At 42.9% G+C, this 23,339-nt stretch carries 18 protein-coding genes; 6 read left to right on the forward strand and 12 right to left on the reverse strand.

What is annotated here, in order from left to right:
• Nucleotides 1–107 precede the first annotated feature (107 nt).
• The 3 genes from betA to betI are packed head-to-tail and all read right to left on the reverse strand — an operon-like array spanning nucleotide 108 to nucleotide 3,849.
• On the reverse strand, nucleotides 108–1,763 hold the full coding sequence (gene betA / locus O4M77_RS07365; RefSeq protein ID WP_034585192.1) for a choline dehydrogenase: 1,656 nt from the start codon (nucleotides 1,761–1,763) through the stop codon (nucleotides 108–110).
• 10 nt (nucleotides 1,764–1,773) lie between these two features.
• Nucleotides 1,774–3,249 carry a betaine-aldehyde dehydrogenase gene (gene betB, locus O4M77_RS07370; RefSeq protein WP_323713259.1) on the reverse strand — a complete coding sequence of 492 codons (1,476 nt, stop codon included), beginning with the start codon at nucleotides 3,247–3,249 and terminating at the stop codon, nucleotides 1,774–1,776.
• A 21-nt stretch (nucleotides 3,250–3,270) separates the two neighbouring features.
• Nucleotides 3,271–3,849 (reverse strand): transcriptional regulator BetI, encoded by a 579-nt coding sequence (betI, locus tag O4M77_RS07375; RefSeq protein WP_005235723.1) that lies wholly within the window; start codon nucleotides 3,847–3,849, stop codon nucleotides 3,271–3,273.
• Nucleotides 3,850–4,120: 271 nt separating this feature from the next.
• Here betI and O4M77_RS07380 point away from each other — a divergent pair, with 271 nt between their 5' ends.
• Nucleotides 4,121–6,157 carry a choline transporter gene (locus O4M77_RS07380; RefSeq protein ID WP_159122945.1) on the forward strand — a complete coding sequence of 679 codons (2,037 nt, stop codon included), beginning with the start codon at nucleotides 4,121–4,123 and terminating at the stop codon, nucleotides 6,155–6,157.
• Nucleotides 6,158–6,185: 28 nt separating this feature from the next.
• On the forward strand, nucleotides 6,186–6,794 hold the full coding sequence (locus O4M77_RS07385) for a MarC family protein (protein WP_159122944.1): 609 nt from the start codon (nucleotides 6,186–6,188) through the stop codon (nucleotides 6,792–6,794).
• 66 nt (nucleotides 6,795–6,860) lie between these two features.
• On the opposite strand, the gene O4M77_RS07390 is transcribed toward O4M77_RS07385, so the two are convergent.
• A complete protein-coding gene (locus O4M77_RS07390) occupies nucleotides 6,861–9,026 on the reverse strand; it encodes a TonB-dependent receptor family protein (RefSeq protein ID WP_159122943.1) in 2,166 nt (721 codons plus the stop codon).
• 485 nt (nucleotides 9,027–9,511) lie between these two features.
• Nucleotides 9,512–9,664: a hypothetical protein gene (locus O4M77_RS07395; RefSeq protein ID WP_180002021.1), complete on the reverse strand. Its 153-nt coding sequence runs from the start codon at nucleotides 9,662–9,664 to the stop codon at nucleotides 9,512–9,514.
• A gap of 393 nt (nucleotides 9,665–10,057) precedes the next feature.
• Here O4M77_RS07395 and O4M77_RS07400 point away from each other — a divergent pair, with 393 nt between their 5' ends.
• Together O4M77_RS07400 and O4M77_RS07405 are read left to right on the forward strand one after the other, a co-directional pair.
• Nucleotides 10,058–10,636 (forward strand): ANTAR domain-containing response regulator, encoded by a 579-nt coding sequence (locus tag O4M77_RS07400; RefSeq protein ID WP_004785667.1) that lies wholly within the window; start codon nucleotides 10,058–10,060, stop codon nucleotides 10,634–10,636.
• Nucleotides 10,637–10,646: 10 nt separating this feature from the next.
• A complete protein-coding gene (locus O4M77_RS07405) occupies nucleotides 10,647–11,651 on the forward strand; it encodes an ABC transporter substrate-binding protein (protein ID WP_159122941.1) in 1,005 nt (334 codons plus the stop codon).
• 71 nt (nucleotides 11,652–11,722) lie between these two features.
• Here O4M77_RS07405 and mtlD read toward each other — a convergent pair whose 3' ends face one another.
• Complete coding sequence (gene mtlD / locus O4M77_RS07410) at nucleotides 11,723–13,849, reverse strand: bifunctional mannitol-1-phosphate dehydrogenase/phosphatase (RefSeq protein WP_323713260.1); 2,127 nt, start codon at nucleotides 13,847–13,849, stop codon at nucleotides 11,723–11,725.
• Nucleotides 13,850–14,254: 405 nt separating this feature from the next.
• Here mtlD and O4M77_RS07415 point away from each other — a divergent pair, with 405 nt between their 5' ends.
• Nucleotides 14,255–14,965, forward strand: a complete 711-nt coding sequence (locus O4M77_RS07415; RefSeq protein WP_159122939.1) for an HAD family hydrolase — start codon at nucleotides 14,255–14,257, stop codon at nucleotides 14,963–14,965.
• Between the two features lie 69 nt (nucleotides 14,966–15,034).
• Here the strand turns inward: O4M77_RS07415 and O4M77_RS07420 are convergent, their stop codons facing one another.
• The 5 genes from O4M77_RS07420 to O4M77_RS07440 all read right to left on the reverse strand — a co-directional run bounded on the left by O4M77_RS07420 (nucleotide 15,035) and on the right by O4M77_RS07440 (nucleotide 20,242).
• A complete protein-coding gene (locus O4M77_RS07420; protein WP_159122938.1) occupies nucleotides 15,035–15,385 on the reverse strand; it encodes a hypothetical protein in 351 nt (116 codons plus the stop codon).
• 250 nt (nucleotides 15,386–15,635) lie between these two features.
• Nucleotides 15,636–16,802 carry a fatty acid desaturase family protein gene (locus tag O4M77_RS07425; RefSeq protein ID WP_166138677.1) on the reverse strand — a complete coding sequence of 389 codons (1,167 nt, stop codon included), beginning with the start codon at nucleotides 16,800–16,802 and terminating at the stop codon, nucleotides 15,636–15,638.
• A gap of 40 nt (nucleotides 16,803–16,842) precedes the next feature.
• Nucleotides 16,843–17,865: a flavin reductase family protein gene (locus O4M77_RS07430; protein WP_180002026.1), complete on the reverse strand. Its 1,023-nt coding sequence runs from the start codon at nucleotides 17,863–17,865 to the stop codon at nucleotides 16,843–16,845.
• A gap of 317 nt (nucleotides 17,866–18,182) precedes the next feature.
• The gene (locus tag O4M77_RS07435; RefSeq protein WP_104426117.1) at nucleotides 18,183–19,820 is read right to left on the reverse strand and encodes a long-chain-fatty-acid--CoA ligase; all 1,638 of its coding nucleotides are present in this window, start codon (nucleotides 19,818–19,820) and stop codon (nucleotides 18,183–18,185) included.
• Between the two features lie 260 nt (nucleotides 19,821–20,080).
• Nucleotides 20,081–20,242: a hypothetical protein gene (locus tag O4M77_RS07440; protein ID WP_162835335.1), complete on the reverse strand. Its 162-nt coding sequence runs from the start codon at nucleotides 20,240–20,242 to the stop codon at nucleotides 20,081–20,083.
• Between the two features lie 189 nt (nucleotides 20,243–20,431).
• Here O4M77_RS07440 and O4M77_RS07445 point away from each other — a divergent pair, with 189 nt between their 5' ends.
• Nucleotides 20,432–21,853, forward strand: coding sequence for a PLP-dependent aminotransferase family protein (locus O4M77_RS07445; RefSeq protein WP_323713261.1), 1,422 nt, complete (start codon nucleotides 20,432–20,434; stop codon nucleotides 21,851–21,853).
• A gap of 42 nt (nucleotides 21,854–21,895) precedes the next feature.
• On the opposite strand, the gene O4M77_RS07450 is transcribed toward O4M77_RS07445, so the two are convergent.
• Nucleotides 21,896–23,257, reverse strand: a complete 1,362-nt coding sequence (locus O4M77_RS07450) for a DcaP family trimeric outer membrane transporter (RefSeq protein ID WP_180069514.1) — start codon at nucleotides 23,255–23,257, stop codon at nucleotides 21,896–21,898.
• Between the last annotated feature and the right edge of the window lie 82 nt (nucleotides 23,258–23,339).

Here is a 23,339-nt window from a genome sequence, read left to right on the forward strand (position 1 = left end):
CAAAGAATGGATAACACTGAAACCGATGACAGCCCTATCCAGCTTTGGGTAAAAATAAATTTCGCTATATTCCTTGATGTAATAAGCAACAGGAATATAGCCATGACTTAAGCGCGTGGGGCCCGGTAGAAAGGCGCTGTAGAAGCAGGTAATGCCTGCTTGCCACGGATATGATCTGCAAGCTTTTCAGCCATCATGATCGTGGTTGCATTGAGGTTGCCTGTAATAATAAGCGGCATAATTGAAGCATCGATGACACGTAGGCCTTGCATCTCATGCACACGCCCATAACCATCGACAACTGCCATATCATCCTCACCCATTTTACAGCTACAGGACGGATGATACGCTGTTTCTGCATGATTACGAACAAATTCATCAATTTCTGCATCAGTTTGCAGATTTTTGCCTGGACTGATTTCCTCACCACGATAGGGATCCAGGGCGGGCTGATGCATAATTTCACGGGTAATACGGATAGCATCCCGGAATTCGCGCCAGTCCTGTTCAGTGCTCATATAGTTGAACAGAATGCTTGGATGTTCAAATGGATCTTTGGATTTCAGGCGAACCCGACCACGAGATGGTGAACGCATAGAACCGACATGGGCCTGGAAACCGTGCTCATGAATAGCATTGGTCCCATTATAGTTAATCGCCACTGGCAGGAAGTGGTATTGGATGTTTGGCCATTCAAACTCATCCGAAGAACGGATAAAGCCACCAGCTTCAAACTGGTTGCTGGCACCAATGCCTTTGCCCAGGAATAACCATTCTGCGCCAATCATGGGCTGGTTATACCATTTCAATGCCGGATATAAACTGACCGGTTTTTTGCACTTATATTGTAAGTACATTTCCAGATGGTCTTGCAGGTTTTCACCCACACCCGGCAGATCCTGAACCACGGGAATATCCAGACTTTTTAATAACTCAGCCGGACCTACACCAGAGCGTTGCAGGATTTGTGGAGATGCAATTGCACCTGCACATAGTAGAACTTCACGATCCGCAAAGACCTGAATCGGCTGTAAGGTATTTTGACCTTCAAAATATTCTACGCCAATCGCCTGATTGCGATTAAACAGAATTCGGTTGGTCATGGCATGGGTAATAATGGTGAGATTATCCCGGCCTTTGGCCATATCCAGATAACCACGTGCCGTACTGGAGCGACGACCTTGTGGTGTCACAGTACGATCCATTGGCCCGAAGCCTTCCTGTTGGTAGCCATTCAAGTCATCGGTACGTGGATAACCGGCTTGAACCCCAGCTTCCACCATGGCATGAAACAGCTCATTATTACCATTCTTAGGCGTTGCGACTGAAACCGGGCCTGAATCGCCATGATAGTCATTGCCGCCAATATCGCGGGTTTCAGCTTTTTTGTAATAGGGTAGACACTGCGCATAGTTCCAGTGTTCCAGACCTTTAAGGCTGGCCCACTGTTCCAGATCCATAGCATTACCACGGATATAGCACATGCCATTAATCAGTGAAGATCCGCCCAGACCTTTACCACGACCACATTCCATACGGCGATTGTTCATGTGGGGTTCTGGATCAGTCAGGTAGGCCCAGTTATAACGGCGTCCTTGTAAAGGATAAGCCAAAGCAGCCGGCATCTGGGTTCTAAAATCCAGACGATAGTCCGGACCACCTGCCTCAAGTAATAGCACTTTAGTATCTGGATCTTCAGTTAAACGCGCTGCCAGAACATTACCCGCAGAGCCCGCACCGATAATAATATAGTCGTAATTCATCAAATCCCCCTTATGCGCTAAATACAGACTGGAAAGGACTGAGTTCGACCTGAACCGATTTGGTCTGGGTGTAGTGCTGCAAAGTGACTAGACCATTTTCACGTCCGACACCGGAATGCTTATAGCCACCGACCGGCATTTCTGCAGGTGATTCACCCCAGGTATTGATCCAGCAGATACCTGCTTCTACCTGATGAATAATTCGGTGTGCACGGGCCAAGTCTGGTGTGACGACACCTGCAGCCAGACCATAATCAGTATCATTGGCACGACGAATGGCTTCTTGCTCGGTGTCATAACTCAGGATGCTCATGACTGGACCGAAGATTTCTTCACGCACAATGGTCATGTCATCACGGCAGTCGGTAAATACGGTCGGCAGGACATAAGCCCCCTGGGCAAATTGTTCATCCTCAGCACGGCCGCCACCACATAGTAGGCGTGCCCCTTCTATCTTGCCTTTTTCGATATAGCCCAGCACTTTTTCCATATGCTCAAAGCTGGAAACCGGGCCGAAATTGGTTTCAGGATCGAGAGGATCACCCATACGGATATGTTCAACACGCTGCAAAATCTTTTCTTCAAATGCTGCTTTCAATGCCAAAGGTACAAAAACACGAGTACCGTTGGTACAGACCTGACCAGAGCTATAGAAGTTGGCCATCATGGCAATATCAGCCGCTAGATCCAGATCGGCATCTTCACAGATAATCAGCGGAGACTTACCGCCCAGCTCCATAGTGACTTCTTTCAAACTAGAATTGGCAGCTTGCGCCATGACCTTTTTGCCGGTAGAAACACCACCAGTGAACGATACTTTGGCAATATCAGGATGCGAAGTCAGATAACCACCAATTTCACCACTACCAGTCACCACATTAAAGACACCATGCGGTACACCAGCTTCAGTATAAATTTCTGCCAGTTTCAGCGCAGTTAAAGGCGTAACTTCACTGGCTTTGAAAATCATGGCATTGCCTGCAGCGAGTGCCGGTGCAGATTTCCACAATGCGATCTGAATCGGATAATTCCATGCGCCAATTCCAGCGACAACACCCAAAGGTTCACGGCGAGTATAGACAAAGGAACTGCTTCTCAGCGGGATTTGCTGGCCTTCAAGAACCGGTAGAATCCCCGTATAATATTCGAGTACATCTGCACCTGTCGTAATATCAACAGTCGATGTTTCACTAAAGGCTTTACCGCTGTCCAGACTTTCTAATTTTGCCAGCTCATCGTTGCGCTCGCGTAAAATGGCCACTGCCTTGTTCAAGATGCGCGAACGTTGAATCGCGGTCATTTCTGCCCAGACTTTTTGCCCTTGTTGTGCAGATTCAACCGCACGATCGATATCATTTTTTGAACAGACCTGCACTTCAGCCAGGACTTCGCCTGTTGCAGGGTTAATAGTTTGAAACGTGCTATTGGACGTTGCATCGACATATTGTCCATGGATATAAGGACGTTGCAGTTTGAATGTTGTCAATGGAATTCCCTCGCAGATTGGTTATTTGAGTTGTTGCCGGATATATTCACTACACAGTTCAATCGGCAGTTCTGGATCAATTTCGCCACTTACTAAAGCACCTCTTAGCCAGAATCCATCAATGAGTGCAGCCAGACCTTGTGCTGCCTTCTCAGCTTGATCCTTACTCAGCTTTTTCATGAATTCATATTTAAGATTGGAATGTAAGCGGTAATGGTTTATTTGCTGTAAACGATGTAAATCGGGCTGATGCAGACTGCTGGCCCAAAAAGCCAACCACACCTTCATGGCCGCTTTATCCGTTTGTGGAGCAGTAAAATTGCCACGCACAATCGCCAGTAAGCGTTGTTCAGGAGCGTCATTCACCTGTGACTTGATTTCAGCAACAGATTTACCCAATTGCTGCAATAAGTAACGCATTGTGGCTTCAATTAACCCATTTTTACCTTGAAAATAATGACTTATGATGCCGGTTGAGACACCTGCCCTCTGAGCAATCTGACTAATTGAAGCTTCTGCAAAACCTAGCTCATTCACTGCAGCTAAGGTGGCATCGATCAGTTGCTGACGACGGATCGGTTGCATACCAACTTTTGGCATAGGACTAACCTGAATAACGGATGTAACAATAAAAAATCACTCTGCTAAAGCAAATAGCTGAATAATGTAACAATTCATAAACGCTTTTTTAATTGAACGTTCAATTAATAAAAATTATAGTGCCAGCTCACCCTTGATGTACAGCGCAGTTTGTTTTGGATTTGCAAAAGTTTGTAATTCACGAAAAAAAGGAAGCTTTAGGGCCAGTTTTTGCTTTTAAATCACACTGCACTGTAGATCATCCGGCAACAAAAACGATGGTCAGAGATTTATGCAAAAGAAAAACGAAGAGGTGCAAGATAGTCTGAATAAGGTAGTCTTTTATTGTTCGGCGACGCTTATTCTGCTGTTTTCTATCATCACGATTTTATTTAATGAACAAGCCAATCTAGTCATTATTAATATTTTAAACTGGGTCAGTAGTACCTTTAGCTGGTATTACCTGCTGGCGGCAACGCTGTATCTGGTCTTTATTGTCTTTATCGCCTGCTCACGTTATGGCGAAATCAAGCTTGGACCGAAACATTCTAAACCCGAATTCAGCCTGCTGAGCTGGTCGGCCATGCTGTTCTCAGCCGGAATCGGGATTGACTTGATGTTCTTCTCGGTCGCTGAACCCCTGTCGCATTATATGAGTCCACCAGTCGGTGAAGCTGAAACCTTTGAAGCCGCACGTCAGTCCATGGTCTGGACCCTGTTTCACTATGGTCTGACCGGCTGGAGCATGTATGCGCTGATTGGGGTTGCATTGGGATATTTCAGTTATCGCTATAATTTACCGCTAACTATTCGCTCTGCGCTTTATCCTATTTTTGGAAAAAGAATTAATGGCCCGATTGGCCATACAGTAGATACCGCTGCAGTACTCGGTACGATTTTTGGTATTGCCACAACCTGCGGTATTGGTGTGGTTCAGCTGAACTACGGTCTGCATGTCCTGTTTGGCTTGCCGGAAAATATCTGGATTCAAACTGCATTAATTGGTGTTGCAGTTATTATTACCATTATTTCGGTCACTGCGGGTGTCAATAAAGGTATCCGGGTTCTTTCTGAAATTAATATCTATGTATCAATCGGGTTACTGCTCTTTATTCTCTTTATGGGAAATACCGAGTTTTTATTAGCGGCTCTAATTCAGAATTTTGGTGATTATCTCAGCCAGTTCCCGAAACTCTCTTTAAGCAGTTTCCCTTTTGAGCAGCCTAAAGAATGGATGAACAGCTGGACCCTGTTCTTCTGGGCATGGTGGATTGCCTGGTCGCCGTTTGTAGGTCTGTTCCTGGCACGTATTTCTCGTGGTCGTACCATTCGTGAATTTGTCACCGGGACTTTAGTTATTCCTCTGTTATTTACCCTCACGTGGTTGTCTATTTTCGGTAACAGTGCTTTATACAGCGTGATTTTTGATGGTAATACTCAGCTTGCGACAACTGTTTTAGAAAATCCGGCACATGGTTTTTATGACCTGCTGGCACAATATCCAGGTTTCACATTTCTCGCAGGTGTCGCCACCATTACAGGTTTGCTGTTCTATGTGACTTCAGCGGATTCAGGGGCATTGGTATTGGGGAACTTCACTACTAAATTCACTAATATTGAGCATGATTCACCACGCTGGCTCAGTGTGTTCTGGGCGATTGCGATCGGTTTGCTGACTTTGGCAATGCTCATGGCGAATGGCGTGACTGCATTACAGAACACTACCATTATTATGGGGCTGCCTTTTAGTTTCGTGATTTTCTTTGTGATGGCCGGTTTGTATAAATCCTTGCGGCTTGAGGATTTCCGTCAGGCCAGTACCAGTCTGAATGCTGCACCAGTCGTCGGTAATGTTGACATCTTTAACTGGAAGAAACGTCTGAGCCGGGTGATGTTGCATCCAAGCCTTTCACAGACTCGCGCCATGCTGGATGACGTCTGCAAGCCGGCCATTGAGGCAGTTGCGACTGAGTTAACCGATAAGGGTATTCAAGTGAATATTCAGGAAAAACCGCTTGAGGAAGAACCTGAACTGTATCATCTGGATCTCACCATTCAGCTGGATGAAGAAGAAAACTTTGTCTATCAAATCTGGCCAGTACGTTATGCCACACCGAACTTTAGTTCACGGGGTAAACGGACTAAACGCTATTACTATCGTCTGGAAAGTTACCTGTTTGAAGGATCTCAGGGCAATGATCTGGTCGGTTATAGCAAGGAACAAGTCATTAACGACATTCTAGATAAATATGAACGTCATATGATGTATCTGCACATCAACCGGATCAGTCCGGGTAAACGTCCACTTTTCCCGGATCGTGAAATCTAAGATCACTCAACTACGGAAGGATTGAATGATGTCAGCAAGTTTAAATGCCTTTGCCCTGTTTTTTTCGTTACTCAATCCATTTTTGATGAGTATCTATATGCTCGGAATTATTCGTAATTCCGAAGCAAAGGTCTTCAATATGGCATTGATTCAGGGCAGCCTGATCAGCTTTATTGTTTTCATCATTTTTGCGAAAACAGGTGAAGCCTTCTTCAATGAAGTGCTACATGCTCGCTTTGAATCCTTCCAGATTTTTGGTGGTCTGATTTTTCTGGTGATTGGTTATCGCTATGTCTTTGAAGGTGCGGATACCATTGGGGTGATGCGGGGTGCGCCGAATCATCTGGCGGGTACGATTGCCATGCCTTTTATGATTGGCCCCGGTACCATTTCAGCTTCAGTTATTACTGGTGTACAGCTCAGTTTAATGCAGACTATTCTGGTGATCTTTTTCACTTTATTTTTAACCTGCAGCTTACTGATCCTGATGAAATATCTGCATGATCATATGCAACACAAATATTCCAATTATATTGACCTTTATGTCGATATTGTTGGTCGTGTCGCAGCACTTTTAATCGGTACCATTGCCATTGATATGATTGTGACAGGTGTCAGTGGAATTCTGGAAGGCTAGTTTTATACAAGCTGACAGGATAAAAAAAGCGGGTAAAATGCCCGCTTTTTTTATGAAGTGATGATTTTAAAATTTAAACGACACGCCTGCATAGGTCGAAAAGCCTTCACCCGGTGAAGATCGTGCTCGATCTTCACCTTTGTCGTCATAACCTGGAATCACCACTGCTGCATATTTTTCATCGGTGATATTCTTGAAGTTAACCCAGGCACTCCATGACTGATCTTCTGGTGCATATCCCAGATCAATACCCCAGATCTGATAATCATCACTGAAGCGGCTATTGGCATAATCATGTGCCATTTTCGATGCATATTCAGTATTTAGCCCTACATAAAGACCGTTATTCAAGGCATAACTGAGCTGCGCCTGATAAAGGTGTTTTGGAATTCCCGGCAGCTGGTTTTTGCCAAATAAAGGATCGTTTTTATATTGGAAATCACTCAAGGTATAAGCTTGACGTAGACGAAGCTCGCCCTGCTGTGATGCATATAATGGTGTATCCAGACTGAGTTCTACACCTTGATGAAGGGTTGGAGTCGCATTGGATTCAACGGCAATTGGCTCAGAAGGTCGTTCCGATCCATCCTCATAGGTTTTGATCAACTCTGAGGTTAATAACTCGTTTTTAACTTTGGAATAATAGTAGCTCAGTGCCCAATCACCCCAAGCTGACTGACCCCTGCCACCCAGTTCTAAAGTATTTGCAGTTTGCGTGTCCAGATAAATAGGTTCACGTACCCGCCCTGAAGCGACACCAGTGTCAAAATAGTATGGCGAAGACCATGCCATCGCCCATGGATGTGCCGGTTCAATACTACGGCTTAAATTGGCAAACCATTGTAGTGTTTCATTTGGCTGATAAGTCAGGCCAATACGCGGGGCGAAATTCCATTCATAGCGGCTAACTTCAGGACTAGCCACAGGATAAGTCACTTCACTCTCACGGTGGGTATAGGCTGCTGCCAATCCTAGATCAAGCTTAAACTGATCATTCAACTGAGTTTCCTGATCAAATTGCAGCACATTGTCTGAACCACGATAAGTATAACGGCGTGTTACGGTATCTGCCGGATAAAGCGTGCCATCAATTGTAGTATCGCGTCGAATTGTTTCGGTTACACCACTATTCGGACGGTGCGTGGTACTTCGAAAAGCAACTTTTCCTTGATGTTCAAGACCGAATAACTGATAAGGTTTCTCATACTGAACCCGCGCACTAATATCCTCATAATCGACATTGGTACGATAACTACTTTCACGTAGATCCAATGGATAATGGTGATAAGCCAGACTACCGGTCAGTTTGGCATCATCCTGCAAGTTCCAAGTGGTAGTATTTGCCAGCCAGGTACTGCCCGGTTGAATCCGCTTGGCATCTACAGCCAGATTAAAATCATTGGCTGCTTCAGGATTATTCTTGAGCTGTTCCTGGGTAATGCGCCCTGGCGTTAAATGTTTGCTTTCACGGTAACGGGCATAAAAGCGGGTCTCAATATCTGGACTGATCTGATAACCCAGATTAAAAACTAGACCTTTACCATCACCTTCGGCATGATCCTGAATCCCATCAAACTGTGAACCCGTTACTGTCAGATAATAATCTAACTTATCGAGTTGTCGGCCAGTACTAAACTGGTATTTCTGATAGCCATGGCTACCCGTTTCATATTTTAATTCAGAGCCATTCTGCTCTGCACCGGTCTTACTTTTATAATTAACTGTTCCACCTAAGGACAATCCGCCCTGTTTTAAACCATTGGCACCACGGTACACCTCAACATGATCAATCCACCATGGTTCAAGCAGTTCATAAGCTGTACCACCCGGTCCGGTAAAGGGAATATCATCGATCATGACATAAGTTCCGGATGCATGTGCACCAGAAGTACGGTTAATGCCAGAACCACGGATAGAAATTTTGGCTCCTTCATTGCCCGGCGATTGGGCATAAATGCCGGGCTGGAGACGGAAGACGTCAGCAATGGTTCCCAGACGCTGATGTTCGAGCTGCTGATCTGAAATAAAATTGGTTCCTCCCGAAACGCTGGCAAGTTCGGCCGCAGTCTGTTGCTGGGAATTTGTATTTTGCTCAGTGGTCACCACAATAGTTTCCAGTTGCTGAACACTATCCTGTGCTAGCGTAGTTTCAGCATAAAGATGGCCTGAAAATGCCGACAGTATCATCAGGCTAAGCGGATTTTTCTTGAGAGGGATTTTTGTCATATTCATGGCGAATTTATACAATCCTGTATAAGTGATCCTGATCTGCTTTAGGACTTGGCTTAAAAATTTAAGCTGTAGCATAAATGAAGCATGTAAAATTAAGCAGATATTTTCTGCCAAAATATCTGACTGGTGCGGCAATATTTTTAATTTTTTCTATACAAAAAATCTGTCAGTACTTTACAAGATCACAGACAGATTCATACAAGTTCTGAAATCTAATTTATTAAGTATTTGTAATTTATAGATATGTATTTTTTTCTTGTAACCATCTAATTCGAGTTGGCAAAAAGTGATTTAAATTAAAAATTTTGAAGATATAAACAATATTCTGATTCATCAAGATCAGTTTAATAGACAGGTTTCTAGACCAAAATCTTAGTCATAACTAGAAAATAGAATTCTTATTTTTTGAACTATGGCTTATAGATTTCAGCCCAAAAAAGAAACCCTCCTGCTGGAGAGTTTCTTCATGTATTCTGGCTATTATTTTATTTAGAGGCATTTTCGATTACTTGTGCTTGTAATGGTACAGCTTGCTGGGTTTCAGCTGATTTTTTCTTGGTTTTCATTTCTGCCACTTTGGCCAGAGTTTTCTCGGTAAAACGTAAACCACCATCTTCTGCCATCACATTACCCGCCATCAAAAGACTGCTTATTACTAGCAGTGATGGTATAAGTTTTAATTTCATGTCTATTCCACCTTTTTATTTATAGTGGATTAAAAATAAGCAATTATTATTCCAATATTTTTATCTATATTTGATTTTTTTATTTTTCCCGATCATCTTGATGAAATTAAAATTGATCTAAGCGGTAATTTTTATATTCTTTATTGCCTTAAAACTCCTTATTTTAGTGCGATTATTTCAACAACGCCTTATTTTAGTCAGGTTAATTCGGCCTTTTAAGTTCCTCTGCACTATTTTTATGACACTTTTAACCTGATCTCCTGATTTTTTGCACCAAATTGCATGGTATGTTTTTTGCATAAGTCCTCATAGAATATTCCCCGATGTACTAGTTAAAAATCTTGCATGTCTAAATTACGAATTGCCCTGATTGATGATGATCCAGAACGCGCTGAATTTATTCAGGCTTCTTTACTTGCGCATGATTTTCATGTGGTGGCTTGTGTCATTCTGAATGACCTCAACATTGTTGATATCAAAAGCCTGCATGCCGATGTCATTCTGTTAAATATGGATCATCCTCATCGCGATATTATCGAAAGCTGCGTGAGTCAGTATGAATTACCTACGGTTCTATTTACCCAAAATTCCAACAAGGACACCATCAGAAATGCCATTGATGCCGGAGTCACGGCATATATTGTGGACGGGATTGATCCAACCAAACTGGAAAATATTCTGGAAATATCGATTGAACAATTCCAGAAACATAAAAAACTGTTACATGACCTGAAGGAAACTCAGGAAAAATTAAGTGATCGCAGGGATATTGATAAAGCCAAAGTCCTGCTGATCCAGCTGCATGGACTGAGCGAAGAAGAAGCATTTGCCCTGTTGCGCAAAAATGCCATGAGTCACCGGATTACCATTGGCGATATGGCAAGGCGCTTACTTGATGCACAAAAACTGTTATCCGGCCAATAAGGAGCATTCAATGACAACATTAGAAAAAACAGAACTCAATATTGGCTATATTCCACTGCTTGATTGTGTTGCCATTCTTTGGGCGGAGCGACAAGGTTATTTTACTGAACAGGGTTTAAAGGTAAACCTGATCCGTGAAGCCTCCTGGTCCAGCTTACGCGACCGTCTGGCCTATGGCTTTCTGGATGCTGCCCATTGCCTGTCTGCCATGCTTCCCGCGGCTGCTTTGGGCGCAGACCAGTTACAAGTCGCTTTGCAGACTCCATTAGTCCTCAGTATCAATCAGGCATTTATCAGCTTAAGACAGGATCTGTGTTATGAACTGGGCATTCAGCCTGAAGATAATGAACAGATCACGTCGCAAAAGCTGGTCAGTGCCTTAAAGCAGCAACATAAAGTAGGTCTGGCTCATGTTTATAAATACTCCATTCATCATTACTGTTTAAGAGAATGGCTGGCTTTAACTGATGCGCAATATGCTAAAAATATATTGCTCAAGACCTCACCTCCCCCTTTGATGGTCAAAGGGATTGCAGCACAGATTTTTGATGGTTTTTGTGTGGGTGAACCTTGGAATATTCAGGCCAAGCTTGAAGGTTATAGCCTGATTGTCGCAGCAAGCCAAAATGTGATTCCTAAAGTGGCAGATAAAGTACTAGCAATAACTCAGGAATGGGGCGAGTTGCATCCACTGACTGTAGAGGCCTTAGTCGCAGCTGTAAATAAAGCCCAGATGGATTTAAAGCATGCTACGGATCTTTCTGAAGTCTGGGACATGCTGATGGATTATCAGATTATCCAGTTTGAATGTTCAGCTTCTCGACACGTTTATGACTTCCATAAGATTCAGAATATTATTCGTAACCTTGCAGGTGAAAGTGTTGAGCCTCAATTCACCGATTTTATCTGGCTATTAGAGCAGATGGAAAAATGGGAAAATATTGATCTGTCCGCAGATGATCAGCAACAGATTGCCCAATCCTGTATTTATCAGCAAGAATCCACGACTGTATAAATTATAAATTTATAAACTTCCATAAAAAAAGACCCAGAATCGTTCTGGGTCTTTTTATTTACTGCTGATATTTAGCTGAGCGCTTGCTGCAAATCCAGTTGCATGAATTTTTGTAAGGACAATTTTCCAGCAATCATCTGATTGATGAATTGTGACATTTCATCATACAAGGTCTCATATAGCTGCGGCTCTAATGCCATATGTCTTAACTGGATTTGTAAATGCATCAACAGTTCCTGCTGCTCGCATTCACCCTGTTCCAGAGCATAGATATAACCTAACACTGCGCCTTTTAAAACCACATCAAACGGTAAACTATATTTAAGCAAGGTCGATAATGAACCCATAACCCGTTCATTGTGTTTCAGCTTTCTTAAGGGTTCACGCCCTACACGTGCACATGGGTCCTGATAAGCATAGGCACAGGATTCAGTAAAACTTTGTGCCAGACGTTCCAGATCTGAAGCATGCTTAGGAATCTGGTAACAGAGACCATGCTTCACCTGCGCTAAGGCCTGCTGCATGAATTTTCTGACCGCATGATCTGACATGGCCACGCCAATGGTCTGATGACCGCGCAGGCTGGCATACCAGGCCATCATCGCATGCACACCATTCCATAAGCGGTTTTTAATCAGCTGGATATTGGCAATATCATCTACCAGAATCATTTGGCGCATTTTAGCCAATAATGGACTGTTATTTTCCACATAGATTGGCATATCCGTTTCGGCATTAAACAGAATCAGGTCCATCGACTGCAGAATATGACTTGGCTGAAAATTACGGCGCAGGTCTTCAATATATAAGCCCGCCTGATGTTCCTGCTCTGCATTCAGGGCTGTAGAATCATCCAGATCCACTACGGACAGATCTTCATCCAGCTGATACTGCTTGAACATGTTGTATTTGATGCGCAGCTGACGGTACAGTTTCTGGTCGGACAGTTTGGAGACCATACGGTTCACCACTGTGTCACAGAAATAATGCTGATCCATAATGTGCTGCGCTGTCTGTTCATCCGTAATCTGTTTCAGACGGCTCAGAATCTGCTGCATCACCAGCTGTTTGGCCCCGATTTTATTCAGGATAATTAACAGCGTCAGCGGCTGTTCCTGCTGCTCGTAGGCCAAGTATCGCGCATATAAACCCTGTGCAATTACTTCTGCTTCAGAAACCAGAGCTTCCTCAGGGACACAGACTGCCACCAGACTGGATTCAATATACATGTTCTGCATTTGCTCCAGATCATGCGCATCAATCACACTCATATTTTCAATACGCTGGTCAAAAGAGTTCTGACCATAACGAATGCAATAGGTGCCAAACGCATTTACGGCAGATTGATAGAGTGGATTACGCGTTGAGGCAATAATTTTGCGTGGACGCGTATAGCCATCCCAGTGTGATAACACCTGAGCCAGATAACCACCGCCAATTGCACCGAAGCCGTGAATCCCAACTGTTAACTGATTCAGCGTTTGCGGAAATGCAGTCTCAAGTTCAGGCATTTCCAGAACCGGAACAAACTGGTTCAGATCTATCAGAAAATCTTCCATCGTTTCATAATAATACTGGGCTTGTGCCAGCATCGACTCATTCGGCGTTTTAATGTCTTTGAAAAGTACCGTCATGCCACCTGCATCATAGGCAGATCGCAGGCCATTTTCAGAATCTTCAAACATCAGGCATTGAGCCGGACTTAAATTGATTTTTTCGGCTGCACTGATAAAAATTTCTGGATGAGGTTTCCCCTGTTTAATCTCATCGCCACACACCAGTACATCAAAAAATTTATAGACATTGGCATTGATCATATATTCTTCTGCAATGGCACGTCGACTCGAAGTCGCCACAGCCATTTTTAGGCCTGCCTTGCGTAGGCGTTCCAACACCTGTAATAAACCTTTTTTAATTGGAACACCATAATTGCGTACATGTTCTAGTTCCAGCACATCAGCACGCTGGCGGATCTCGGCATAAGGAACATCTTGTCCATAACGCTCTTTGGCCAGCTGCTCGGCACTACGGGCACTTAAGCCCAAACACTGCATTAAATAGTTTTCAGAAAATTCGACACCGATCAGCTCACGTGAAGCCTGTTGCAAGGTTTGAAAGCGCAAACGTTCTGTATCAAACATGGTTCCATCCATATCGAAAATTGCGCCGTGTACGATTTGATTTTTAAATTCTAGCATTGCTCCCCTTTTATAATTCAATGAGTTAAGAAGTGGACAATACCTTAAGGAAAATAAGAGATTAAATAAACCGATGTAAAGATATGAAATAGTTCTGACTATAAATTGATCAATAAAGACTAAATTAAATAGTTTTAGGTTTTCTTATGTAACAGTTAGGTAACAAAAAGTAACCAGCAAGTTGTTTCTTATAAAAAATAAATATTCAAATTAGGAGGTGTAGATAAATTCAAATGCTGTGCCAATTTAGTATTACGATTTTTATTATGAGTAATACTTAGAATGCTCAAAATAAGTTCATTTTAGGAATTTAATGATAAATACAGTCTGGATGTGCACCCAAACTGGACTTTTTATCTCTTTCTAAAAACGGGATAATGGCGGCGAAAGAAAAATGGGGGTGACATGTTTAAAGATAAAAAGCTGGTGTGTTTTGACCTAGATGGAACCTTAATTGATTCAGTGGGGATCTGGAACCAGGTCGATGCTGCCCTGATTCTGGAATTATCGGGGATCGAAGTCGGTCTGGATCAGATTCAGCAACTGCGTGACCTGCAACTGAAAGCCTTTAGACATATGCCCGATCCTTATCTGGAATATTGTGGCTATTTAAAAGAGCTCTATGGTTTTGAACCCAGCAAGGAAGAGGTTAAAAACCGTCGTTATCATATTTCACGGCATTTTCTGGATCATGTGATAGAACTCAAACCGCAAGCTGAGCTGCTGATTCAAGCCTTAAAACAGCAAGGGATACAATTGGCACTCACGACTACCACCAGCTTGTTCAATGTGCAGCGTTATCAGGACAATAATCAGAAGATTAATCAGAAAATCAGTTTTGATGATGATTTTGCGATTATCTTGACTCGCGAAAATGTTGAGAATATCAAACCGCATCCAGAAGTGTATTTAAATGCGCTCCAGCATTTTGAAATTGTGGCCAAAGATTGCCTGATTATTGAAGACTCTTTAATTGGGGTGGAAGCTGCCAACAATGCGGGGATTGATGTCGTGGCAATTTACGACCAGTATTCTGCACATGAAATGGATTTGATCAAAGCCAAGGCAGATTATTTTGTAGAAGATTTTGCTGGTCTCATAAAATTGGTGAATTAAAAAAATGCCATGAATCCTTTCTGATCATGGCATTTTTCGTGTTATCTCTGAATTGATTAGATTAGAGCATTATTTGGCTTTTTTATAGACGGAGCCTGAGCCGACCAGATTGCCAGTTTTTTCGTCAATCGCGAAATCAACGACACCTGTACCTGAATTAATCTGAAGCAGACCATTATCAGCGACTGAAGCGGGCATCGGATTTTTCTTGTCGGTTTTGCCGCTTTCTTTGTCTTTAATAGTATTGGTAATGAAATAGTTTTCACCATTTTTGGAAATTACCAGGATATTTTCCAATTTTGGATTTTCCAGTGTATTTTTCCAGTTCCCCTGATAATCTGGTGCTGGAGTTTCCGGGGTATTACACGCGGTTAACAGCAATAAAAGTGAGATGCCTGAAAAATATTTAAGATATTTCAAAACTGAGACCTTGAATGATAGAACGCGGCCATTATAAAAAGAACCTCCTTGAGGTAAACGCTTAGCTTGTAGGCGAAGCGTTTCAGCGGTAGTAAATCTGTCCCGCCTTCGTCATTTTTTGAAAATCATCTTCATATTTCATTCATAAATTCGTGTGAACTGACCACTTTTTAACAGATAAAAAAATCCTCAATAGACCATCCAAATCTATTGAGGAGTACCAAACTGGATAATAGAGAAACCCTAAAAATTAATTTACAAGCTTAGATTTAAAGTAACGAAACACCGATTTAACTGCATGAGTTTTTTCTGCAATTTGCTGATTCCATTCATTTGGCAGTGAGCATTTCGCCAGTCTGACCCATACAGTCGAGAACTGTTTCATAAAGCTGGCTTCGTTATAGTGAATCCCGTACTCAGCACATAAGGCTTTGATTTTTGGTGCTACTTCGGCATAACGGTTTGCTGGCATATCTGGGAACAGATGATGCTCAATCTGATGGCTTAAATTACCACTCAGAATATGCAACCAGTTCGCGCCACTGAAGTTGCTCGAACCACGGATCTGACGCAGATACCATTCCGCACGGGTTTCATTGTCGGTATTGTCCATTTCAAAGGTTTCTGCATCTTCAGTGAAATGTCCATTAAAGATCACCGCAGACGCCCATAGGCTACGAATCACATTGGCAACCGCATTCCCGGTAAATACTGGAATGGCATTTGGACCGGCAATCAGTGGGAAAAATACATAATCTTTCAGGACCTGACGGCGCATTTTTTTGCGTAAAGGCGCTGCTTCTTCCCAGACCTGTTTCCAGGTTTTGGTTTTATAGGCAATTACATCTTCCAGATGCAAACGCTGTACACCCACATACCATTCAAAGAACACCATCAACTGAATGGTTAAAGGAATATTCCAGATAAAACGTAGTTCCCACGGCTGAGATTCACTGACACGGATCAGACCATAACCGACATCGTGATCCATACCGACAATATTGGTATACGTGTGGTGAATATAATTATGCGTGTATTTCCAGTCATCCCCAGTGGAAATAGTATCCCAATCATAAGTCGAACCATTCAGACCCGGATCATTCATCCAGTCGAACTGGCCGTGCATCACGTTATGGCCAAGTTCCATATTTTCCACGATTTTCGAGATACCCAATAAGCCTGTGCCCGCTAACCAGACTGGCGGCAACCAGCCTGCAAACATCAACATGCCGCGGGAAGCAATCTCGCTATAACGTACAAAATTACGGATTTTATAAATATATTCTGCGTCTTTTTCGCCCAAATCTTCCATTACTTCACGGCGGATAGCATCAACCTTGGCACCGAACTCTTCAACCTGTTCCGGGCTTAGAAATTGAGATTTACTGTGTTTTTTAAAATCAATTTGCATATTCATGGGAGCACCTTCTTATTCGTTTAGTAATGGTTGAAATAGCTTATAAATTAATCACCACAGGACTGACGGCCTGTGAAATACAAAGTTTGATTGGAGTATTGCTGCCGTGGTCGATCTCACCCGTCAGCATGTTTTTAACTGAACCGCTGACTTTGGTACATGAGCAAGTATTACAAATGCCCATACGGCAACCATGCGCTGGACGAAGACCCGCCTGCTCTGCACTTTCCAGCAGATTAGATTCTGCCTGGAATTCCTGCTGCGATCTTAAAAACTGTACAGGCTGTGCTTTCACTTTTTCATCCATCGCAATCTGGAAATATTCAGAATGGAAACTGGATTTCACCGCCAGTTTATCGGCAATTTTGAGTGCAGTTTTCATCATTCCCGCTGAACCACAGGCATAGATTTCACGCTGTTCAAAGTCTGGTACCAGCTTGTTTAGCAATTGCTGACTCAAATGCTGCTTATGCTCGACTGTATTAAAATGATGATATTTCAGATGAGGATGCATCAACGCCAGTGTTTTGATCTCGGCATGAAACGCATCATCACGGGTAAAGTAGATCAGATCAATCGGATGCTGAAACTGCACGACTGCTTTTTGCAATAAGGAATAAATTGCAGTAATGCCACTGCCTGATGCCAGAAACAGAATCGGTTTAGGAGAGTTTAATAAGGTAAATTCGCCCTGTGGCTGAGACAGCTCGACCACTGCACCTAGTTGCAATAAAGTTAGGGCACGCGACACTTTACCTTGCTGCTTGACTGCAATAATCACATCACCATTTTTTAAAATGGTCACGATAGAATAATGACGTTGATGACGTACTCCATCCAGACGCAGAGTCACCGCGATATTTTGACCGGCCTGAAATGACCCGCGGTTAAAGTTATAATTTGGACGTAACTGGATTTTGAAAAAGTCTGGGCTAACCGCCTGAATATTCACGACCGATGCTTTGACTTTTTTGAGTGCCCAGGTTGGATGGATTTTTTCACCAACAAAATCAATGAAATCTTCACGAATCCAATGCGGCTTGTAGGTTGTCATACTTGTCATTTTTATCCCCTCTATTCCGCAGACAGTATTAATGTACAACTGTCTATTTATTATGTAGTCCAGAATAAAGAATTCTGAAGCTCGCACCATGTCAATGTAGGTCAAATTATGTGCTTAGAAACCATAGTTAGACTTTTTGTAAGACAATCCTAACCAGAAAGTGCTGTTAAAACTGTATGAACCGAATAAATTGCTTTTTTGGTCTGTATATTTTTAGCAAAAACATATAAAAAACTGACCTCTATATAAGAGATCAGTTTCTGTTTTAAATATTGGGTGAGTTAAAAAGGCAAAAATTTACCTTTTAAAAAAATAGCTTAACCTACGGCCTGTTCCAGCAAGATAGAACCATAAAGTTCACGCAGGTCTTTTTTCAGCATCTTGCCGGTTCCACTTAACGGAATAGAATCTACAAAGATCACGCGATCCGGGATCTGCCATTTAGCGACTTTGTCCGCATAGTAATCCAGAATTTCAGCTTCACTCACATGACTCTCTGGCTTTTTAATCGCAATCAGAACGGGACGCTCATCCCATTTAGGATGCTGTGCCGCAATCACGGCAGCCATGGCAATTTCAGGATGTCCCATCGCCATATTTTCAAGATCGACTGAAGAGATCCATTCACCGCCTGACTTGATCAGATCTTTGGAACGGTCACACAGCTTCATAAAGCCATCTTCATTTAAGGTAGCAATATCTCCGGTATCAAACCAGCCATCTGCTGTGAGCGCAGATTCTTCCTTGCCAAAGTAATGATCAATGATCCAGTGCCCTTTAATCTGCAGATTACCTATGGTTTCACCGTTGCGGGCAATTTCCTGAGTTCCTTTTTCTTCATCGGTTAAGCGTAAATCAACGCCAAACGGTGGACGACCTTGAGACAAGCGAATCTGCATTTTTTCTTCATCCGCCAGATCAAGGTGTTTGGTTTTCAGCTGATTGGCACTCCCGAGTGGACTGGTTTCAGTCATTCCCCAAGCATGAATAGTTTCGCAATTAAACTGCTCTTTAAAGGTTTTCAGCATAGCCGGTGGACAGGCAGAACCACCGACCACATTCCGTTTCAGGCTTTCCAATTTTGAACCACTTTGCTGGGCAGCCGCAATCAGCCCTTGCCAGATCGTTGGAACGCCTAAAGCCACAGAGACTTTATACGTATCAATCAGATTGACCAGACTGGCTCCATCCAGGCCCGGCCCCGGCAGCACTAGGGTACAACCGACCATGGCAGCGGCATATGGGGTGCCCCAGGCATTGACATGGAACATTGGTACCACTGGCAGCATGATGTCACGCGCTGCCACATTCAGGGAATCCGGCATGATGATGGCATAACTATGTAATACCGTTGAGCGATGGCTATATAAAACCCCTTTCGGATTTCCAGTCGTACCAGAGGTATAACACAATGAACTCGCTGTATTTTCATCCAGTTCAGGCCAGTCAAATTCTGCAGATTGCTGGGCAAGCAAATCGTCATAAAACTGAACTTCCGGAATGGCTTCACGAATCGACGAATCTTCAGCATCCAGACAAATATACTGTTCTACAGTTTTTAATAACGGTTTGACGGCTTTAATTAAAGGTGCAAAGGTTTTATCAAACAGCAGTACCCGATCGGCAGCGTCATTGATAATAAATACCAGCTGTTCCGGAAATAAGCGCGGGTTGATGGTGTGGCAAACCAGTCCACTTCCCGAAATGGCATACCATGATTCTAGATGTCGATGATTATTCCAGGCAATGGTCGCAACCCGATCGCCGAGTGTCAGACCGAATTGCTGTAATACATTGGCAAAACGTTTCGAGTTTTCCCGGATTTCTCCCCAATTGGTCTTTTTAATGCTGGTATCGGTATTTTTAGAAATGATCTCGGTATCGGCATGATAACGACCGGCATGTTCAATCATGCTGCTGATCAGTAAGGGCTGGAACATCATATTTCCGAGCATGCTTCACTCCTTTATCCTTGTTGTTTGTCCATCTGCTATATCGTTGTTATTTCTGTATGATGCGCTGGCGAAAAGCCTGTATTCATTTTTATCATCAAACAGTCTGAATCTAGCAAGGAAATCTGACTTTGTGAGTGTCAAATTGTGACAAAGTCATAGAGTGGATGCAGAAAAAGTAGAAAATAAAACTGGTAATGTGTGGCATAAAAAAAGCCCCAATTTAGATTGGGGCGATGATAGTGTTCAGGGAGAAGAGAATTTTAAAAGCCGCTCATCATAATTTTGTCTGCATTTACTACAAAGATAACGCCGAGGCAGAATAAACCGGCATAAAGTGCAAACCAGAGAATCATCTTCTTGAATGCTGCATCAGAAATACTGCTATCCGCATATTTTGGTGCTTTGTTGTCTTCTGAATTCATATGATCACCCATAGGTTGGTCTGGCGTTATGAGTTTTATTATCAGCAGACCTAAATCAGCTGTATAGATACAATATTCATTTAAAAAAATATAACAGTTAGCCACTTATTTTTTTGATTTGTTATATTTTAATAACTTATTCATAATATAATTCCGATTATATTAGTACAGTTTAGATTTTATTTTCTTATGTTCAAGTCTGAAAAGCTGGCCCAGAATATTCGCCAGATGATTGAAAATGGCGCATGGAAGGCGCATGACAAATTACCTTCATTGCGGGAACAGACTGAATTGTCCGGCTATAGCCTGATGACGGTGCTTAATGCCTATCAGGTGCTCGAATCGCAAGGATTGGTCTATGCCAAAGATAAATCTGGCTACTATATTGCGGAGCGACCACAAACCTATAGCAGCAAAGAGCCCGCGGTACAGATTGGCTTAAACTCCAAAGTTAAAATTAACTCTGTGGTATTTAATTATTTAAAGTCACTGCAAACTCCAAATATTGCGCCTTTTGGTTCAGCTTTTCCAAATGCTGAACTGTTATATAACAGCCGATTTATGCAGATTCTGGCGCAGCATAGCAAAAGAAAAAGCAGTTATAGCCATCAAAATCATATGCCACCAGGTAATCAGGAATTACGCCAACTAATTGCCAACCGCTATCAGTTACAAGGCATAAACTGCATTTCGGATGACATTGTCATTACTTCTGGTGCATTGGAAGCTCTCAATCTGTCTTTACAGGCTTTGACTCAACCGGGTGATTTTATCCTGCTCCAGCAAACCATTTTTTATGGTGCCTGGCAGGCGGCTGAACGTTTAGGCTTGCAGGTTATTACAATCCCTGAACATCCGCAGTTTGGTTTTGACCTGGAATCATTTGAGCAAGCACTTAAACAGTACCCGATCAAAGTCTGCTGGCTGATGCTGAATGCACATAATCCGATTGGCTTTACGGTAAATTCAGAGATCAAGCAAAGAATTGCAGAACTGTTAAATGAATATCAGGTATATCTGATTGAAGATGATGTCTATCAGGAACTCAATTATGGCGCTCATAAGCCGGTTTCCGTGAAATATTTTGATCAGCATCAACGGGTATTGCACTGCTCTTCATTTTCCAAAACATTGGGCATGGGTGCGCGGGTTGGCTGGGTTTTCGCTGGCCCATTTTCCGATGCAATCCAGCATTTACAGCTCATGAGTACTTTGACTGTTAGTCCGTTATTACAAAATGCACTGGTCGATTTTCTGTCCCATCATCATTATGAAAAGCATTTGCGTCATCTAAGACAGCAGCTGGAAAAGTATAAACAAAAGTTTTATCAGGAACTCAAAGCGCGTTTAGATTCAGTCTGTGAAATTTATTATTATTCCAGTGGCTATTTTCTCTGGATCAAATTGCCGGAACAGCTGGATGGTCAGGTTTTATATGAACAGCTGATTCAGCAGAATATTGCGATTGCCCCAGCTTTACTGTTTAAACCGGAACACACCAGCCAAAATTATATCCGGCTGAACTGTTCTTATGAGTGGACACCTGAGATTGAACACGCGGTGAATCTGCTGGCAAAAACGATCTTGCAAAATAGCAAAAGCGTGGATTAATTCATCCACGCTTTTATGGTAGTACTACTAGATCACCAAAGCTTAGAAACTATAAATGGCAACCGCATTAATTCGGTTGTCTTCGCCCTTACGACTGCTAATCGCATTACCTTCCGTATTTAATACAGGTCCATAGGCTTCACGTTCACCATAGACATATTCCAGACCCAAACTAAGTGGTTTGGTTGGGTTATAAAACACATTGGCCCATGCCTGCCATAAATCTTTATTGGCTTTAGTTTTATCTGTGGCTGATAAGGCGTTGATATAGTCTTGATCATCATCAAAATTCATATAGCCATAACCTAACGTGCCACGCAATTTGTCATTAAACTGCTGGGTCAAGCCGACAGTAATCGAATCAAATTCACTTTGGTAAAGATTTCCACCTGCTGCTATAACCCCAGGATTGGCATAAGAGACAAAACTGCTATCACCTTTGACATGATAATAATCTGCCTTAAGGCTGGTGCCTGGAACAAACTCGTATTTGGCACCTAAGCCCACCCCCCATGCAGTTTTTTCATCTTCATTCACGCGTTTTTCATTCCCCATCGCACGCGCGCTAACAGAAAGATTATCCGCAAATTTGTGGTTTAAGCGTGCAGTTAAAGCAGGTAAACGCTGTTTGATTCCCGTAATGGTCGCATCTTTCGGATCTTCTACTGCAAGCACCAGATTGGTCGCTGGACTCAAAGTACTGGTATGACGAATCTGAGGCGTCCGTTTAATTGAACCACCGGCATAAACCAGTGCATCTACCGTCTCAGGTATATAGTCTGGGGTCGCAAAGTTTGACCAAGTTTGACCAATTAACCAGTCAGCATAGCTGATATAGGCATGGCGGATACGCAGGTTATCAAAACTAGCCCCCCCCAGGAAATCGACCTCAACTTTACCACTTAAGGCTTTATCCCCAGCACCCACGGGCGCTTTAAAATCCATCCCTAAACGGGTGGCTGAAAGCGTGGACTTAAATTCATCACTGCGTTCACCTGTGCCTTCAAGAGGTACCGCATTAATCTGGTTATACATACGTGTCGCTGCACCGCCCTCAGCCTGATAAGAGGCATCAGCACGGATATTACCGTATAAATTAAACTCGGCCCCACTGGCAATTTTCATCACAGGTTTGCTCGCAGGCGCTACTGCTGTATTTGCAGGTGCCGGCGTTGCCGCTACAGGTGCAGTCACAGCAGCTGTCTGAGTTTGCTGCTGCTCAATCAAGGCACGTAGAGCTTGAACCTCCTGACGCAACTGCTCAATTTCCTGCTGATTGGACTGAGCTGGAGTTTGTGCCTGGGTAGACAAGCTAAGGCCCCCTAAACTCATTGCCATCATGCTCATCAGAACCGTGCGTTTTAATGTGATTGTTTGATTATTAAATAATTGTTTCGTGTTCATCCTAAACTCACTTTTTTATTATGCGTCTCGATTCTAGCAACAGATCACCACCGCTTACGATGGCGATCTCTATCATTAGAAG

It is taken from the genome of Acinetobacter sp. YWS30-1 (assembly GCF_033558715.1).
Taxonomy (GTDB): Bacteria; Pseudomonadota; Gammaproteobacteria; order Pseudomonadales; family Moraxellaceae; genus Acinetobacter.

Bases quoted from the DNA above. Each gene is read 5' to 3' on its own strand.
- O4M77_RS07430 (WP_180002026.1), bottom strand. From the start codon at position 17,865: ATGACAAGTATGACAACCTACAAGCCGCATTGGATTCGTGAAGATTTC.
- betA (WP_034585192.1), bottom strand. From the start codon at position 1,763: ATGAATTACGACTATATTATTATCGGTGCGGGCTCTGCGGGTAATGTT.
- O4M77_RS07390 (WP_159122943.1), bottom strand. From the start codon at position 9,026: ATGAATATGACAAAAATCCCTCTCAAGAAAAATCCGCTTAGCCTGATG.
- O4M77_RS07380 (WP_159122945.1), top strand. From the start codon at position 4,121: ATGCAAAAGAAAAACGAAGAGGTGCAAGATAGTCTGAATAAGGTAGTC.
- O4M77_RS07440 (WP_162835335.1), bottom strand. From the start codon at position 20,242: ATGAATTCAGAAGACAACAAAGCACCAAAATATGCGGATAGCAGTATT.
- O4M77_RS07435 (WP_104426117.1), bottom strand. From the start codon at position 19,820: ATGCTCGGAAATATGATGTTCCAGCCCTTACTGATCAGCAGCATGATT.
- O4M77_RS07395 (WP_180002021.1), bottom strand. From the start codon at position 9,664: ATGGCGGGTAATGTGATGGCAGAAGATGGTGGTTTACGTTTTACCGAG.
- O4M77_RS07425 (WP_166138677.1), bottom strand. From the start codon at position 16,802: ATGAATATGCAAATTGATTTTAAAAAACACAGTAAATCTCAATTTCTA.
- O4M77_RS07400 (WP_004785667.1), top strand. From the start codon at position 10,058: ATGTCTAAATTACGAATTGCCCTGATTGATGATGATCCAGAACGCGCT.
- O4M77_RS07445 (WP_323713261.1), top strand. From the start codon at position 20,432: ATGTTCAAGTCTGAAAAGCTGGCCCAGAATATTCGCCAGATGATTGAA.
- O4M77_RS07405 (WP_159122941.1), top strand. From the start codon at position 10,647: ATGACAACATTAGAAAAAACAGAACTCAATATTGGCTATATTCCACTG.
- betI (WP_005235723.1), bottom strand. From the start codon at position 3,849: ATGCCAAAAGTTGGTATGCAACCGATCCGTCGTCAGCAACTGATCGAT.
- mtlD (WP_323713260.1), bottom strand. From the start codon at position 13,849: ATGCTAGAATTTAAAAATCAAATCGTACACGGCGCAATTTTCGATATG.
- O4M77_RS07415 (WP_159122939.1), top strand. From the start codon at position 14,255: ATGTTTAAAGATAAAAAGCTGGTGTGTTTTGACCTAGATGGAACCTTA.
- O4M77_RS07450 (WP_180069514.1), bottom strand. From the start codon at position 23,257: ATGAACACGAAACAATTATTTAATAATCAAACAATCACATTAAAACGC.
- O4M77_RS07385 (WP_159122944.1), top strand. From the start codon at position 6,186: ATGTCAGCAAGTTTAAATGCCTTTGCCCTGTTTTTTTCGTTACTCAAT.